This window comes from Prevotella histicola (assembly GCF_055385135.1).
Genome location: NZ_AP043793.1, coordinates 253,726 through 270,151, shown reverse-complemented (window position 1 = coordinate 270,151; position 16,426 = coordinate 253,726). Strand labels below are relative to the sequence as shown.

Sequence of the window (16,426 nt, the reverse complement as noted above, 5' to 3'; positions counted from 1 at the left end):
TAACAGATTTATAATCAGAAGATTAAAGGCGAAGAAAGAATGACAGAAATGACAGCAAAATAGAAGACGGTATGCAACTGGCTTTTGTATTTGAGTAGAAAAAGGGAACTCATAGTTATAGCATATAGGTGTTAATAGTAAAACTATCTCACGCAGTTTCTTGTAAACTTATTCACTCTTACAAATATCACTGCCCCATTACGGATTAATCAAAAATATGTTTACAAGAAGTTGAAGTCGCAAATCCATGAATATAGGAGATGAACAAAGAGTGTAGGGACGTATCCCATTGTTTACCAGCAACTTACGAATACTATACTTAAAGATGCCCTTTTACATTACAAAAAGGCATCTTTTACACCTCAAAAGAGCACCTCTTACCATACAAAAGGGCATCTTTTATTGTGTCAAAGACCATCTGTTATTTTCAACTTATGAATCTTTATTACAACACTATTAATGTATTTTTTTTTGTGACAACAGAATACAGGCCCTTTAGCATTGATAGAAAGATACCATTTAAATGATTACTTTTCAATTTTCCTATCACTCCTATCACTATACCCTTTACTGCAACACATTAATAATAAAGCGTTTATGCGAAATGTTAAAAGTGACAGCAACTAAAAACAAAAACTAACTTCGGATTTTAGCGTAATTATGAGTCATATAGTCCAAAGACTGCATCCGTGAGAATAGGGATCTTCCTTTGTGGTTATAAGTCTTCTTTATGTTGGAACAAAGATAATCAAAAGAGCTAAATCCCTATAGAGAAGTTCTTATAGAGTGATTACTTAATCTAAAAATGTCAATAATTGACAGTTATACTCGAACAAATGGTTATTGTATACACTCATAATCTATTAAAAAGCCCCTCACAAACAATTGTATTTGTGAGGGGCATTCTATATTCTAATCTGAATTCTTAGAAGAAGAGGTAGCGATTATCAACTACATTTGCTTTAAGAATAAGATCTTGCATAAAGTTTCCAACTTGCTGCATGTTCTGTTGTGCACACTGTTGAAGCATTTGAGCCTCATTATATTTAGACCCTGCACGCATGGTCTTCTTCATAACTTGGAAAACATATACACCTGCATTACCCTTTACAGGAGCCTTTGAGAATTTGCCTGCAGCAGTAGCAGCAACTGCGCCTGAAAGTGCTGGTTCAACTGAACCAGTTGCCTGTACAAAAGCTGGACTAGCAAAAGTAATTTGATTTACCATACTTACCTTTGCACCCTTAGATTGTGCAGCAGCAATGGTATTTACACCTTTAAGTTTAGACTCAAGCATCTCTGCCTTCTTATCCTTCATTACCTCACGCTTAAGGATCTCCTTTACTTGTGGATCATCCCATGCACGATAACCTTGTGGGTGAACAGCAGTGAGGACAAGAACCATGAAATGATCATTATCTCCACATTCATAAAGAGGAGAGATATCACCTACCTTAGCATCAAACAGCCATTTGAGTGCATCACGAGTTCCATGTATTCCTGCTACATAATGCCCAGCCGTAGAAATATCATTAAGAGACTGTACACGATAACCATATTTACCTGCATTCTTCTCAAGATCAGCAGCAGTAGTACTCTTTGCGACAAATTCAGAGAATTTATTATAAGCTTCACCGCGTGTAGACTTAGAGAAGTCTATAAGTTTCTTGATAACAGCTGCTGTGGTCTTTGTCTTGAAATCTTTCTTATCAAGAACCTGAAGAATAATATTTCCTTGTGCTAAAGACACATTTTGTACAGCATTAACTTCTCCATTGAGGAGTGCGTTAATAAATGTACGATTATCTTGACTCATAGAAGGAGCGCCCTCATACTGCTGCCCTGTGAACCAAACCTTTTCACCAGTCTGACCATAACGTTTTGCAAGTGTCTCAAAGTTCGCACCAGCTGCCAATGCCTTCTGTATTGAATCTGCCTTTACACGTGCTTCATCAGGTGTATTAGCAGCAATTTGTATCTGACGGAACTGTACCGAGTCAGGCAGCTGAGCTTTTGAAAGTACACGAATAATATTCAAAGTATTATCCTGCTTATTCTCAATAACTCCAGTAGTACCAATAGCAAGCGAGTCAATTTTAGAAGCTATATCTGGATACTGCTGGTAAGCCTTGCTACTTACAGGAACGCCAAGATAAGGAATTGCACTACTACTCTTACTAACAATTATCGATGGATCAGAAGCTGTTGAAAGTTGCTTTTGGAAGTCATTCATTTCTTTCGCTACTGCATTACGATCAGCTGTACTTGCCTTTATCTGATAATCGACATACTTAATATCACGTGTCTCAATATTCTGACGGAAAGCTGGCTTAAGCTCTTCATATTTAGCCTTGAGATCTTCATCTGTAACCTTTACATCTGCATCCTTAACAGAGCTATATGCTAAAGAGGCAAGCTGAATTTGGCTTTCTTCATTATTGTCATTGAAAGCCATCTTGGCTTCTGCTTTATTGGAAAGGACACAACTGGCAAGTAATGCCTGATACTTCTGCCCAAGGAGCTGTGTACGAAGCTGCTTCTCTATAAAGAGCCAATAATCATAGACCTGCTGCAACTGATCGAGTTGCTCCGACTTTGCAGCTTTAGCCTTATTATACCCATCAAGGAATTGCTTCAAAGCATTCACATCAAAACGCCCCGTCTGTTGATTGACAAATGGGGTTTGAGCTAACATTGGACTTGTTCCATCATTAAGAACATTTTGAATCTCTTGTTCAGTAACAGTAAGACCAACTTTCTTTGCATCAGCTTCCAATACGCGATTATTTACCAACTGCTGCCATACTTGATCTTTTACCTGGTTGAGTTCCTCTTCAGATAGATTGTCTCGTTGCATGGTAAACTTAATTGCAGACTGATATTCATCAATCAATTTCTGATAATCCTGGACACTAATTTTCTCGCCCAGGATTTCACCAATTTGCTGCCGAGCCTCTCCCTTAATTCCATTACAAGAACGGAAGGCCTCTTCAGCAATAAATGCGAACAAGGCTAGACCGATAATGACTATCAGCGTTACGCCCTTGCTTCTAATTTTTCCTAATGCTGCCATTTTTAGATTTTTATTTTGATATTTAATTATTTCGCTTCATGACAAATTGCCCACAAAAATACAAAGAAAAAGGCAACTATCATAATTTTTCATGCACAAATTAGTTCATTGAGTGGACTTTCAATTTTACAAGTTCTATTTTTGTCATAGTATTTTTAATAATCTTGAATTCATAATTATCAACCATAATGATTTCATTCAATTTAGGGAAGCTCTGGTAAACATGTAAAAGCAAACCACCAACTGTTTTATAATCATCATTTTCTGGTAAATCAAGATTGAACATTTCATTGACTTTGTCTATCTCCAAACGAGCTGAGAGAACATATTTCCCATCACCTGTCTGTTTAGCTATGTACTTTGTATTGTCATGCTCATCTTCAATATCACCAAAGATCTCCTCAACAATGTCTTCCAAAGATACAATTCCATTTGTACCACCAAATTCATCGACAACAACACCTAAACTTTTTTTCTGCTGAAGGAAAATTTGCATGAGCTTCTGTGCCGCCATAGTTTCTGGGACAAAAGGCATTTGTCGTATGCACTCTTTCCACCTTTCAGGAGCACGAAACATCTCTGAAGAATGGATATAACCTTTTATATGATCTATATCTCCTTGGTATACTATGATCTTAGAATTTCCACTTTCTATAAACATCTGCTGAAGTTCATCAAGGGTACAATTTTCCTCCACAGCATTAATCTCTGTACGTGGTACCATACAATCTCGAACTTTTGTATCTTGGAAATCCAATGCATTTTGGAAGATCTTTACTTCATCCTCGATTTCATCCTCATTCTCTGCATTATCAATAGAACTTTGAAGAAGATAATCTAAGTCAACTTTCGTAAATGTCCCATCATTACTCTCTTCATCTACCTTTGCTCCTAACATACGAAGAAGTATACGTGCGAGAAAAGTTGCAAAACGACTAATCGGCCATAGTACTATAAAGAAAACATATGCGAGTGGAGCAAAAAATGTCAACAAACGATTTGGATTACTTTTGAAAAGAGTTTTCGGTAAAAACTCACCAGTAAAGAGTATAACAAGTGTTGAAGCAATAGTATCTGCTATCACTCTTGTGGCAGGATCAAAAGGATTGAATAATGTTGCATCAAAAAGTTGTGCGAAAAAAATACCATAGACAACAAGCACTATGTTATTCCCAACCAGCATTGTTGAGACAAATCCGTTGGGATTATTATAGAACACTGTCAGACATTTCTGCGCAATGCCATTCTTTTCCCTATCCATCTCTGCAAGAAGACGATTACTTGCAACAAAGGCTATCTCCATTCCTGAAAAGAATGCTGAGAGAACCATTGTTATAAAAATTCCTATAATTAAATTTATATCCAACTTTTGATTTTTTACTTTTGCTTTACTATTGGTCCTTTCAAGCTATCCACATGGGAAGTATCAATAGGAGTAAACCCAGAATTAGGACCAGGCATCATTTCCGTATCAGAAAAAACACCCCACCCCTTTGTTTGACGTATCTCATAATTAGTCATTTGTTCATCACTACGAAACCAATTACCCTCTAGATCTTTGTCAGGAGTTCGTAAATGAGAATAAGTGTATGACCACATCTGATGATTCCTTTCATCCCAAAAGAGTTCATTACTATAAAAGGAGAGTCCTTGTGCAGTAAGAATCCTAACACGTCCATGGAGTTCCCAACGACGATCTTTATCAAAATATACAGCTGTATCACATTGGATATAGCCTACTATATGCTTTTTTAAATCAAACTGGGTCAGAAGTATTCCTTTATTGAAAGTCCAACGAGAAGGTTTTTTATTTTCATTCACTTCCCACTGTTCGGTTACAATTCTATACTTAATAACTCCTGAATCAGAAATCAAGGTATTTACACCATAGGTTGTCATGACTGGAACAGAATCACGATCATATATGGCAGGGGCAGTGTGCTCACGTTCCTCTGTGCAAGAAATAAGCATACTCCCTAAAGTTATAAGTAACAGAACTAAAAAAAGGATGTTACGTCCAAAACGCATATTATTCAACCTTAAACTTAGCAAACCAACGCTCATTGAAAGTTAGGCCAACGTTGATTCGAAACATGTTCTCTTTAATTAATCCTGTAGCACTTTGATTTACCCACTCAGCACTGATATTTAAAATACTACGATTGTTGTAGCCGTTAATGATTGGAATGCCAACGCCAAGACTTGCAGATAACTCACGTGGCCCATCTGCTCCATTTATCTTTAAATAGGGGCTTGTATAGCTGATACCTGCACGATAGTGCAAACGATCAAAGAATCCGCGATAACGTTCACCTCTACAATAATCACCTCCAAGAGTCAGACGGTGTCTATCTTTAAAAAAACCATCAGCTAAGGCAAAAGTTGTGGTTGATCCGGTCCCACTCAATCGGGGGTATAAAATCTTAGCCCATTTCTGCAACTGATAGTCAACTCCTATTTTCAAATGATTATTGTGATTCCACATTAAACCTATACCAATAGTATGTGGCAACTCAAAAGCATTAGATATCATATAACGAGTTGTATCAGAAACACCTGTTTGTGAGTTTGTTGAGAAAAGATTGCATTCAGTATTAGAATTCAACTTATGCCCAAAAGAATAGGTTAATCCTAAAGTAAGTTCATCTTTCTTTGTGATAGCATGTGTATATTGCGCTCCAAAATCCAACTTATAATTTTTAATTTCTGCCGTATAATTCCTTGAGATAGTATTAACATAACTATCACTATAACTATTTGTAGTATATCTGTTTAACGTACCCCAAAGATAAGAAATATTTGCTCCAAAAGAAAAACCCTTAAAAGGTTCCCATCCTGCTCCCAAATATACCTGATGCAATCCTCCGTCACCACTATATGTGTTTGAATAGGTTGTACTGGGAGATGATGGGCTAGGAAAAGCATTTACGTTACGCGTGTTACTAAAGTTATAGCCCACATTCGAATATGGCAAAAGTCCAAAACTTACTCCAACATGTTTAAAAGCCCTAAAAGAAGCAACAATATATTCGATATCAGCATTATGCGCATTAACTTTATGCCCACCCTCATCAAAATTAGTCAATTGAAGACTAAGGCCAGCATCAAAGATAAATGAGAGAGAGTCAACGGCAGAATATGAAGCTGGATTCATGTGATTAACCTGATTATGCTCGTGAAAACCATAAGCCAATCCATTCATACCGCGATTGAATCCTGTCGCTTGGGTTGCCAAAGCTCCTAAGCCATATTGGCTATAAGGTGAATTAGTGCCACTTTGAGCGAAGCCTTGCATCGCAAATCCAGCAAATAATGCCGATACTATTATCTTCTTCATTCGTTATCTGTTCTGATCGTGACCGTTAAGTCTTAACAATATATTGGCGCAAAGTTATTAAAAAAAATCTATATAGCAGAAAAACGATAAAGGATTTTGAATTTTAATAGGCTTTCTTTGTGCTCTCATGCTTTTTTGTTACCTTTGCCACAAATAATGAAGAGAAAAGTTTTATATATTGTACTAATATGCTTGCTGTCAGTCTTACAAATGATAGCGGTGGCACGTCCTATCAGCAATACTGATAGTATACAGATATCGCTTCTAACATGTTCCCCTGGACAGGAAGTTTGGGCACAATATGGGCATACAGCCGTTAGGTATTGGAATAAGACAAACGGAGAAGATTTCGCCATTAATTATGGGATTTTTTCTCCGAATCAATCTTATTTTATTCCACGTTTCATCTTAGGTCTAACAGATTATCACATGGGGGTAGAACCCATGAGTTCTTTTCTCGCCCAATATGATTATGAAGGAAGAGGAGTTGTTGAACAAGTCTTAGATATTTCTATTGAAGATAAAGAAGCTATTCTGAAGGCATTAGAGGAGAATATAAAACCTGAAAATACTGTATACAGATATAATTTCTTCTATGATAATTGTACGACTCGTGCACGTGACTTGATTGTAAACCACTTACACGATAAAGTTATTTATCCCAAAGCACAAGAGGACGCAACCTTCCGTTCAATGATCCACAAATGGAATCACTCTTTTCCATGGACAAAATTTGGAGAAGATTTGCTACTCGGAGTAAATGCCGATCGAAGAACGACAAAATCAGAACAGCAGTTTCTACCCGAAAATTTAAAGAATGATTTTGAAAAGACCATTTACAATGGACATTGGCTAGTAAAGAGTACACATGTGCTATTGGTACCTAAACAAATGACTCAAACTTCAGGATTTCCAATTCCCCCGCTAATTATGGCCCTGTTCCTTGCTTCGATTAATTTAATAATTGACATTATATATTATCGCAAGCATCAGGCTTATTGGATATGGGACACTACCTTACTTGTATTGTCTGGAGCATTAGGTCTTATATTTTTTATTATGATATTCTCCCAACACCCTTGTGTCAGCTTAAATACTATTATATTATTCTTCAATCCTCTCCCATTTCTATTTTTGCATAAGACTATACAAAAATCTAGGAGACAGGAATATAATAGCTGGTGGTTAATATGGGGGATTCTCATAACTTTAGGATTTATTGGAACTATTTTTCAGTATGTTCCATCCCCTGCACGAATCATGGCATTATCCTTGCTGATACATTGCATAATACATTTGCTGATTGATAAGCCAACATCCATAAGACCTGGCTCAAACAAATGAGAGAAATGAATAAATACATCACTGCACTACTTGTAGTCCTAGCTACGACAGGAGTAGAAGCACAGAATTATCAGTCTGTGCTCAAACTGGTATTGGGTGATGTCAATGTAGAAGATTTCTACCGTTTAAAAGAATTTAAAGGTTCTGAAAAGGATATTCTATCTATCATAGAAACTTTTAGGCTAATAAAAGAAGAAAAAGAGACTGAGCCCGTAAAAAAACTAGCAGCCCTTATTACAGATTCAGCAAAGGTAAATTCCGCAGAACTTTTTTCTTTATTACATGAATATAAAAAACAACAGTGTTTTCTCCCAATTCCTTCCATTAGAACTGGGATAAAAATTCGTGCACCAAGCGAGACCTAACAAAGGTCAATACAAGGAAGTAAGACACCGTCTTACTTCCAAATTTACAAAAAAAGAAGCTTGAATCATTTACTTCTCAAGCAATTATATACAAAGATCCACATAAGAAATATGCGGAATAAATAATAAATAAAATGAATTTCAACAAGATATTAAAATCACTTTTTGGGGATAAATCAACACGTGATATGAAACTTATTCAACCTTATGTAGATAAGGTAAAAGAAGCATATCCAGAGATTAAAGCATTAAGCAATGATGAACTGCGAGCAAAAACGAAAGAAATTCAAACGTATGTTCAAGATGCAGGCAAAGCTCAACGCGAGAAAATAGCAGAATTACGTGCAACAATAGAAGAAACTCCTATTGATGAGCGCGAAGAGATCTTCACTCAAATTGATAAATTGGACAAAGAGGCCCTTGATAACTATGAGAAGGCACTAAATGAAGTTATGCCTGTTGCTTTCTCAATTGTAAAAGACACTGCACGTCGATTTGCCGAGAACGAAGAGACCGTTGTCACTGCGACAGAATTCGATCGTGAGTTAGCTGCAGATCCAACAAAAGACTTTATAACAATAGATGGTGATAAAGCCATTTATCATAACCACTGGACAGCTGGAGGAAATGATCTCAAATGGGAAATGGTCCATTATGATGTACAGCTATTTGGTGGTACAGTCTTGCATCAAGGAAAAATCGCGGAAATGGCTACTGGTGAAGGTAAGACTCTTGTTGCTACCCTACCAGTATTCCTTAATGCTTTAACGGGTAATGGTGTACACGTTGTCACAGTTAATGACTATTTGGCAAAACGTGATTCCGAGTGGATGGGACCACTTTATATGTTCAATGGACTCTCTGTTGATTGTATTGACAAACATCAACCTAATTCTCCAGCACGCCGCAAGGCATATCAGGCTGATATAACTTTTGGTACTAATAACGAATTCGGCTTTGATTATTTACGTGACAACATGGCAGTATCACCAGCTGATCTTGTGCAGCGCCAACATAATTATGCAATTGTCGACGAGGTCGATTCTGTTTTAATTGATGACGCCCGTACACCGCTTATTATTAGTGGACCAGTACCCAAAGGGGATGACCAGATGTTTGAGGAATTTCAACCACTTGTCCAAAGTCTTTATGAAGTACAACGCAAACAAGCTACAGAGCTTTTGTCGGAGGCACGTCATAAACTATCTGAGGCACAGCAACATGCAAACGACAAATCTACTTTCCAGAAATTACAAGAGGAAGGATTTCTCGCTTTATATCGTTCGTATAAAGCATTACCTAAGAATAAAGCTCTCATTAAATACCTTTCAGAAGAAGGTGTAAAGGCTGGAATGCTTAAGACGGAAGAATATTATATGGCCAATAATAATCGCGAAATGCCAAAAGCTATCGAGCCACTTTATTTTGTAACAGATGAAAAGATGAATTCTTGTGATCTTACAGATAAAGGCACAGCTTGGCTTGCAAATCAGGTTAAGGATGATCAATTATTTGTATTACCAGACATCACGACAGAACTCTCTGCACTTGAGAAAGAAAAAGAAGAGAAGGCTATTGATGAACAAACTTATATCGACAAGAAAGATGCGTTGATGGCCCATTATGGTGTTCAGAGTGAACGTGTTCACACACTCCAGCAACTACTCAAGGCTTATACAATGTTCAACAAAGATGATGAATATGTTGTCCTCAACGGAGAAGTGAAGATAGTCGATGAACAGACTGGTCGTATCATGGAAGGGCGACGTTGGAGTGACGGTCTACACCAGGCCGTAGAAGCAAAAGAACATGTAAAAGTAGAAGCTGCTACTCAAACGTTTGCTACTATTACATTGCAAAACTACTTCCGTATGTACCACAAACTTGCAGGTATGACTGGTACTGCATCAACTGAAGCTGGCGAACTTTGGGATATCTATAAATTAGATGTCGTAGAAATCCCTACTAATCGTCCTGTCATTCGTAAGGACATGGAAGATCGAGTTTACAAGACTGCACGTGAAAAGTATGCAGCTGTTATCGATGAAGTTGAGGCTATGAGAAATCAGGGACGCCCTTGTCTTGTAGGTACAACATCTGTTGAAATCAGCGAACTTCTTAGCAAAATGCTTAATATGCGCAAAATCCCTCATCAAGTACTTAATGCAAAACAACACTTGAAGGAAGCCCAAATTGTGGCTGAAGCTGGTCGTTCCGTGAATGGTTTAGGTGCTGTAACTATAGCAACAAATATGGCTGGTCGTGGTACCGATATTAAGTTAACACAAGAAGTCAAAGAGGCTGGTGGCTTAGCAATCATTGGTACTGAACGACATGAAAGTCGTCGTGTCGACCGCCAGCTACGTGGTCGCGCAGGACGCCAAGGTGACCCAGGATCTTCCGTATTCTATGTGTCATTAGAGGATAAGCTTATGCGCCTTTTTGGATCAGAACGTATTGCCAAAGTCATGGACAAATTAGGTTTTGAAGATGGCGAACGTATTGAGAGTTCTATGATTTCTAATAGTATTGAACGTGCCCAAAAGAAAGTTGAAGAAAATAACTTTGGTATTCGTAAACGTCTATTGGAATATGATGATGTAATGAATAAACAGCGTACTGTTATTTATGAGAAGCGCCGTCATGCTCTTATGGGTGAACGTATTGGAATGGACATTTCAAACATCATATGGGACCGTTGCTTAAGTATCATAGAGAAAAATGATTATGAAGGTTGTAAAGAGGATTTCTTAAAAGTCCTGACGATAGAATGTCCTTTTACTGAGGAAGAATTTACAAACGGCAACACAGAAGAACTTGCAGAACGCAGTTTCCAAGTTGCAATGGAGACTTTCCAACGTAAGACTGAACGTATTAAAGATGTAGCATGGCCTATTATCAAACAAGTATACGAGAATCAAGGGGCAATGTATGAACGTATAATGGTACCAATAACAGACGGTAAGCGTGTTTATAATATTCCATGTGACCTTAAAGAAGCTTATGACAGTGAAGCAAAGTCTGTTGTGAAGCAATTTGAGAAGGTTATCTTACTGCATATTATTGATGATAACTGGAAAGAGAATCTGCGCCAATTAGACGATTTGCGCCACTCAGTACAAAACGCTTCCTACGAACAGAAAGATCCTTTACTGATTTTTAAACTAGAGAGTGTTAAGTTGTGGGATAATATGATAGATGATATGAACAATCGTACAGCAAGTGTACTTATGCATGGACAGATTCCTGAGATGCAAGAGGCAGACGAAGTTCAGGAAGCTGCTCCAGAGGAGCGTTCACAACGTTATACCGAGCAAAAGGTTGAGCTTGATGAATCTGGACAAGCTGAGGCTGCGCAACAGGATACACGTGAAAGTTCTCAGAATATCAACCACACACCATACCGTGCAGACAAGATGCCACGTCCAAATGACCCATGCCCTTGTGGTAGTGGGAAAAAGTTCAAGAACTGTCATGGTCGCAATATACGTTAAAGAACTTATAAAAAAATTCGGGGATAGGACAGCTGTGTCTATCCCCGATTTCTGTTTTCCACCTAATGAAATAATAGGTTTAGTTGGCAACAATGGTGCAGGTAAAACAACCCTATTCCGACTTATTTTAAATCTTATAAGATCAGATAAGGGAATGATTGACTTTTGTATTATCAAGCAAAAGATTACAGAGAACTATGAGACACACCTGTCTAATCTTGAGGACTCTTGGAAAGACTTCACTGGTGCATATTTGGATGAAAGTTTTCTTATAGACTTTCTCACACCAGAAGAATATTTTGCTTTTATTATCAAAGCAAACAAACTTGATAACAAAACATTATCAGAACAACTACAAGATTATCAAACATTTCTAGGAGAAGAGATAACAGGTCAGAATAAATTTATACGAGAATTTTCAGCAGGAAACAAACAAAAAATAGGAATAGTATCGGCATTGATTGCTAAACCTAAGGTTGTTATTCTTGATGAACCTTTCAATTTCCTTGATCCAAGTAGCCAAAACCAACTCAAACAACTTTTGACCTCTTATAAGCGGAAAGAGCAAGCAACAATCCTTATCTCGAGTCACAACCTACACCATACAATTGACATCAGTGATAGAATTGTCTTGTTGGAAAATGGAAGACTGATCGAGAATATCTCCTCTATTAACGTTGGAACTATTAGTGATTTAGAAAATTATTTCATGTAAATTATCCTTAGACATAACAATAACATTCTCTAATTAACTTTCAAGAAGGAAAAGTGATATAGTTACCAAAAAATAAACACAAAATTATAACTCATTGCGATATAAATAACCAACTCACGCATATGGAACTATCAACAATTAAAGAGAAAAACTTAGTTAGTAGGTATTCTACAGTCTTTGCAAGATGTTCTTTATGGTAATAATACAATATTAACTACCAATAGATTATTTAGGCTTGCAATTCTATCTTTTAAATAGAAGCTGGAAGGAATATTCTTAACCATATTCGATCTATGCGTTATAGCCTATCACAACTTGTATTACACCTCATCACCTATGGGACTGTTGTCAAACACCTATCCTGTAGGACACTCAACAGCTTATAATTCATTCTAAATATACACAATATAAACCAGAAATAGTTTGTTTACTTTTCCCTTAGGCCCTATGCCCTCCTATCTGTTGGTTACGTTCTTTTGCCGTCGAACCCTCTCTAAAATTCAGACCACGCAATAAAGAGTTTTTACCAAACTTGTGCTTTATCCTAAGAATGGTTTCCTGCATAGAACGGTCTTGCACAGAATTTCTCCTGGTCTCCTTTCTATCTACTTTCTCGGGGTCAGCAAGAAAGAAAAGGTCTAACTCAACCGGGATTCTCTGTACTTTATAAAACTGTTCCTCAGTGATAAGGTTGTTAGCAGAAATGCTAATACGTCTGACCAACAATTTTCGATCTACTAAGTGATCATATAAAGAGAGTATTGCTGCAGTGATAATCCGGGAAGAGGATGAAAAGGTCATGAGGTTTGAAGTCCCTTTGGTAGATTTCGGAACTTTTCTACCATAGTAGTCAAAGGTAATTAGTCCCAAATAATCATCTCTATCATTGAGACTGTCTTTGTCATAGCCAACGGAAAGAACAAGCTGATTTGTAAAACAGTGCTTTTCTAATAAATCTAAAGACAATGCATCAATCATTTCTTGAACAACGACTCTTGCTTTAGAGAAAGTATAAGCCTCTTGTAAAACTTGTCCATTAACTACTGATCTTTCCTCTGGACGATAGAGCTTTATCATTTCCATCGTACAAGGTTCCCACCCCCATGCATGGTCTATAATTATCTCTGCATTAACACCAAATAAGTGATAAAATAGCTCTTCATGTTCTATTGAGCAGCGTGCTATCTTTCCCATAGTATCAAGTCCGTAAGAAGATAAACGCTTTACTATTCCTGATCCAAAACGCCAAAAATCAGTAAGAGGACGATGATTCCACAACAACTCACGATAACGTTTCTCATCTAATTCTGCAACTCGAACACCATCCTTATCTGCAGGAATATGCTTTGCTACGATATCCATAGCAACTTTACATAGAAACAAGTTAGTCCCAATACCAGCTGTGGCTGTTATGCCTGTTTCTTTAAGTACATCCTGGATTATCTTCATTGCTAATTCATGAGCAGAAATTTTATAAGCAGATAAATAATTTGTAGCATCAATAAAGACTTCATCTATAGAATAAGGATGTATATCCTTGGGTGAAACATATCTCAGATAAATATTATATATCTTAGCACTATATTGAATATAATGTGCCATGCGCGGCTTTGCCACAATATAATCAATGGCTAATTCAGGGTGACTCTCTAACTCTTTAATATCAACAGAACTTCCTAGAAGAATATTTTTTCCAATAGATAGTGCTCTCTTTTTATTAATATCTTTTATTTTTTGGATAACTTCAAAAAGGCGCGCACGTCCAGGGATACCATAAGACTTCAAAGAAGGAGATACAGCTAAACAAATAGTTTTTTCAGTTCTACTATTATCAGCAACAACCAAGTGAGTTCTCATAGGATTAAATCCTCGTTCAACACACTCAACACTAGCATAGAACGACTTAAGATCTATGGCCAAAAAGCTTTTAGTATTTAAATAATTTAAAATAGACAATATAGAACAACTGTATTACTTACCGGGGGATAACTCTAAAAGAGCAAAATAAATTAAACAAAATAACTAGAACCGACACTACCTATAAGATAAAAAGCGGAAGTAGAGGGATTCAAACCCCCGATACGTCAAAAGACGTATACCGGATTTCGAGTCCGGCGCATTCGTTCACTCTGCCATACTTCCTTTATAGGAAGTACAAAAGTAAACATTTAACGTGTAAATGCCAAATTATTCAAATGATAATTTACTAAGTCGGGAGCGAAGTTCCTCAACTTTACTTTTTCGAACAGAAAGGGTAATTTCACAAGTATTATCAAACTGCCCATTTATAATATTAAGATCCATTTCCTTGATTATACGCATAACATTATTCATCATGGGATAAGTGAAAGAAAACCTAATTCTTTCTTCAATAAATCTTTCTTCAATTTCACAATGGGAAATTGCATCAAAAGCAGCCTCACGATAGGCAACTATCAAACCTCCTGTACCAAGATTTATACCTCCATAATAACGAATAACACAAACTAGAATATTCGTTAATCCATTACTATCAATCTGCCCCAGAATAGGTTTACCTGCAGTTGAAGAGGGTTCTCCGTCATCATTGGCACGAAATTCTCTTCCTTTGAATCCCACTCTGTACGCATAGCAACAATGTCGTGCATCATAATACTTTTTCTTATACCTCTTTACAATTCTCAAAGCATCATCTACAGATTCAACATGATGCGCAAAAGCGAGGAACTTACTCCGCTTTTCAGAGTAATATCCCTCGCCAATTACTTTCTCTTTAATTGTTTTATATTTATCGTTTGCCATTCAAAACATTAAATTCGTATCATTCTAGCTTGTGGATAACGAGACCAGAACGAAGCTTAGGCTCAAACCAAGTTGCTTTAGGTGGCATAATTTTCCCACTATCTGCAATATCCATAATCTGCTGCATAGAGACTGGATAAAGCGCCAGAGCCCAACGCATTTCACCACTATCTACACGACGTTTCAATTCTCCAAGACCACGCAGACCACCAACAAAGTCGATACGCTTGTCAGAACGGAGATCCTTTATACCCATCAACTCATCTAAAATCAGTCGACTTGAGATATCTACATCAAGTATGCCAATTGGATCATTATCATTGTATGTTCCTGGCTTAGCCACTAAACTGTACCAGTTGCCATCAAGATACATGGAGAATTCATGCAATTTCGTTGGACGGTATTCATCCTTACCTTTCAACTCAACAATGAAGTTCTTCTCCAAAGCTTTTAAGAACTCGGCAACTTCCATGCCATTTAAGTCTTTGATAACACGATTATAGTCAAGAATCGTCAACTGACTTGCCTGGAAGCATACAGCCATAAAGTAATTATACTCCTCATCGCCCTTATGATTCTTATTATTCTTAGCCTTCTCAGCACCAACCAAAGCAGCTGCAGCAGATCGATGATGACCATCTGCGATATATAAACTTGGCATCTTCTTAAACTCTTCAGTTACAGTTTTGATGTCAGCTTCGTCTGTTATTACCCAGAACTGATGTCTGAAACCATCGTCAGGTGCAACGAAGTCATACTCTGGCTTTGTAGCTGCATAACGAGCCAACAAACTGTCAAGTACCTCATTGTCAGGGTAAGCAAAGAATACAGGCTCTACATTTGCATTACAAATACGAACATGCTTCATGCGATCCTCTTCTTTATCTCTACGTGTCAACTCATGCTTTTTGATGTTACCTGTCATGTAATCATCAACAAAAGCACCAACAACAAGACCATACTGAGTCTTGCCATTCATTGTCTGCGCATAGATATAGTAGTGTTCTTTATCATCTTGTACTAACCAACCCTTATCTTGGAACTTCTGGAACTGCTCAGCAGCACTCTCATAGGCTCTTGGATCATATTCGCTTGTCCCAACCTCAAAGTTGATTTCTGGTTTGATAATATGATATAAACTCTTTTCATTATTACCAGCTTCTGCGCGAGCTTCTTCTGAATCCAACACATCGTATGGACGGCTGGCAACAGACTCTACTAAGTCTTTTGGAGGACGAATCCCCTTAAAAGGTTTAATTACTGCCATAGTGTTTATCTTTAAGAAAATAAGAAAAGGATTGAGAGGCACAATCTATT

The 16,426-nt window shown here is 37.3% G+C and carries 11 protein-coding genes and 1 tRNA gene; 4 read left to right on the top strand and 8 right to left on the bottom strand.

The genetic code is table 11. The annotated features are described in order from the left end of the window. Positions 1–925 precede the first annotated feature (925 nt). From ACZ48L_RS01155 to ACZ48L_RS01140, 4 genes are all read right to left on the bottom strand, one after another. On the bottom strand, positions 926–3,073 hold the full coding sequence (locus ACZ48L_RS01155; RefSeq protein WP_025790551.1) for a peptidylprolyl isomerase: 2,148 nt from the start codon (positions 3,071–3,073) through the stop codon (positions 926–928). A gap of 100 nt (positions 3,074–3,173) precedes the next feature. Continuing rightward, positions 3,174–4,439: a hemolysin family protein gene (locus ACZ48L_RS01150; RefSeq protein ID WP_219524288.1), complete on the bottom strand. Its 1,266-nt coding sequence runs from the start codon at positions 4,437–4,439 to the stop codon at positions 3,174–3,176. Positions 4,440–4,450: 11 nt separating this feature from the next. Then, positions 4,451–5,044 carry an LPS export ABC transporter periplasmic protein LptC gene (locus ACZ48L_RS01145; RefSeq protein ID WP_242401671.1) on the bottom strand — a complete coding sequence of 198 codons (594 nt, stop codon included), beginning with the start codon at positions 5,042–5,044 and terminating at the stop codon, positions 4,451–4,453. 58 nt (positions 5,045–5,102) lie between these two features. Beyond that, a complete protein-coding gene (locus tag ACZ48L_RS01140) occupies positions 5,103–6,410 on the bottom strand; it encodes a membrane protein (protein WP_025790554.1) in 1,308 nt (435 codons plus the stop codon). 156 nt (positions 6,411–6,566) lie between these two features. On the opposite strand from ACZ48L_RS01140, the gene ACZ48L_RS01135 reads away from it, so the two are divergent. From ACZ48L_RS01135 to ACZ48L_RS01120, 4 genes are all read left to right on the top strand, one after another. Continuing rightward, positions 6,567–7,754: an Lnb N-terminal periplasmic domain-containing protein gene (locus ACZ48L_RS01135; RefSeq protein WP_025790555.1), complete on the top strand. Its 1,188-nt coding sequence runs from the start codon at positions 6,567–6,569 to the stop codon at positions 7,752–7,754. 5 nt (positions 7,755–7,759) lie between these two features. Continuing rightward, complete coding sequence (locus ACZ48L_RS01130; protein WP_008822389.1) at positions 7,760–8,119, top strand: hypothetical protein; 360 nt, start codon at positions 7,760–7,762, stop codon at positions 8,117–8,119. Between the two features lie 134 nt (positions 8,120–8,253). Continuing rightward, the gene (gene secA / locus ACZ48L_RS01125; RefSeq protein ID WP_008822388.1) at positions 8,254–11,613 is read left to right on the top strand and encodes a preprotein translocase subunit SecA; all 3,360 of its coding nucleotides are present in this window, start codon (positions 8,254–8,256) and stop codon (positions 11,611–11,613) included. After that, a complete protein-coding gene (locus ACZ48L_RS01120; protein WP_025790557.1) occupies positions 11,594–12,328 on the top strand; it encodes an ATP-binding cassette domain-containing protein in 735 nt (244 codons plus the stop codon). Before secA ends, ACZ48L_RS01120 begins: the two co-directional genes overlap by 20 nt. 438 nt (positions 12,329–12,766) lie before the next feature. Here the strand turns inward: ACZ48L_RS01120 and ACZ48L_RS01115 are convergent, their stop codons facing one another. The 4 genes from ACZ48L_RS01115 to ACZ48L_RS01100 all read right to left on the bottom strand — a co-directional run bounded on the left by ACZ48L_RS01115 (position 12,767) and on the right by ACZ48L_RS01100 (position 16,376). Next, the gene (locus ACZ48L_RS01115) at positions 12,767–14,284 is read right to left on the bottom strand and encodes a Y-family DNA polymerase (RefSeq protein ID WP_044113756.1); all 1,518 of its coding nucleotides are present in this window, start codon (positions 14,282–14,284) and stop codon (positions 12,767–12,769) included. Between the two features lie 97 nt (positions 14,285–14,381). Continuing rightward, positions 14,382–14,470, bottom strand: a tRNA-Ser gene (locus tag ACZ48L_RS01110). A 45-nt stretch (positions 14,471–14,515) separates the two neighbouring features. Then, positions 14,516–15,109, bottom strand: coding sequence for an IMPACT family protein (locus ACZ48L_RS01105; protein WP_025790562.1), 594 nt, complete (start codon positions 15,107–15,109; stop codon positions 14,516–14,518). Between the two features lie 19 nt (positions 15,110–15,128). Further along, positions 15,129–16,376: a DUF1015 domain-containing protein gene (locus tag ACZ48L_RS01100; protein WP_036868389.1), complete on the bottom strand. Its 1,248-nt coding sequence runs from the start codon at positions 16,374–16,376 to the stop codon at positions 15,129–15,131. Between the last annotated feature and the right edge of the window lie 50 nt (positions 16,377–16,426).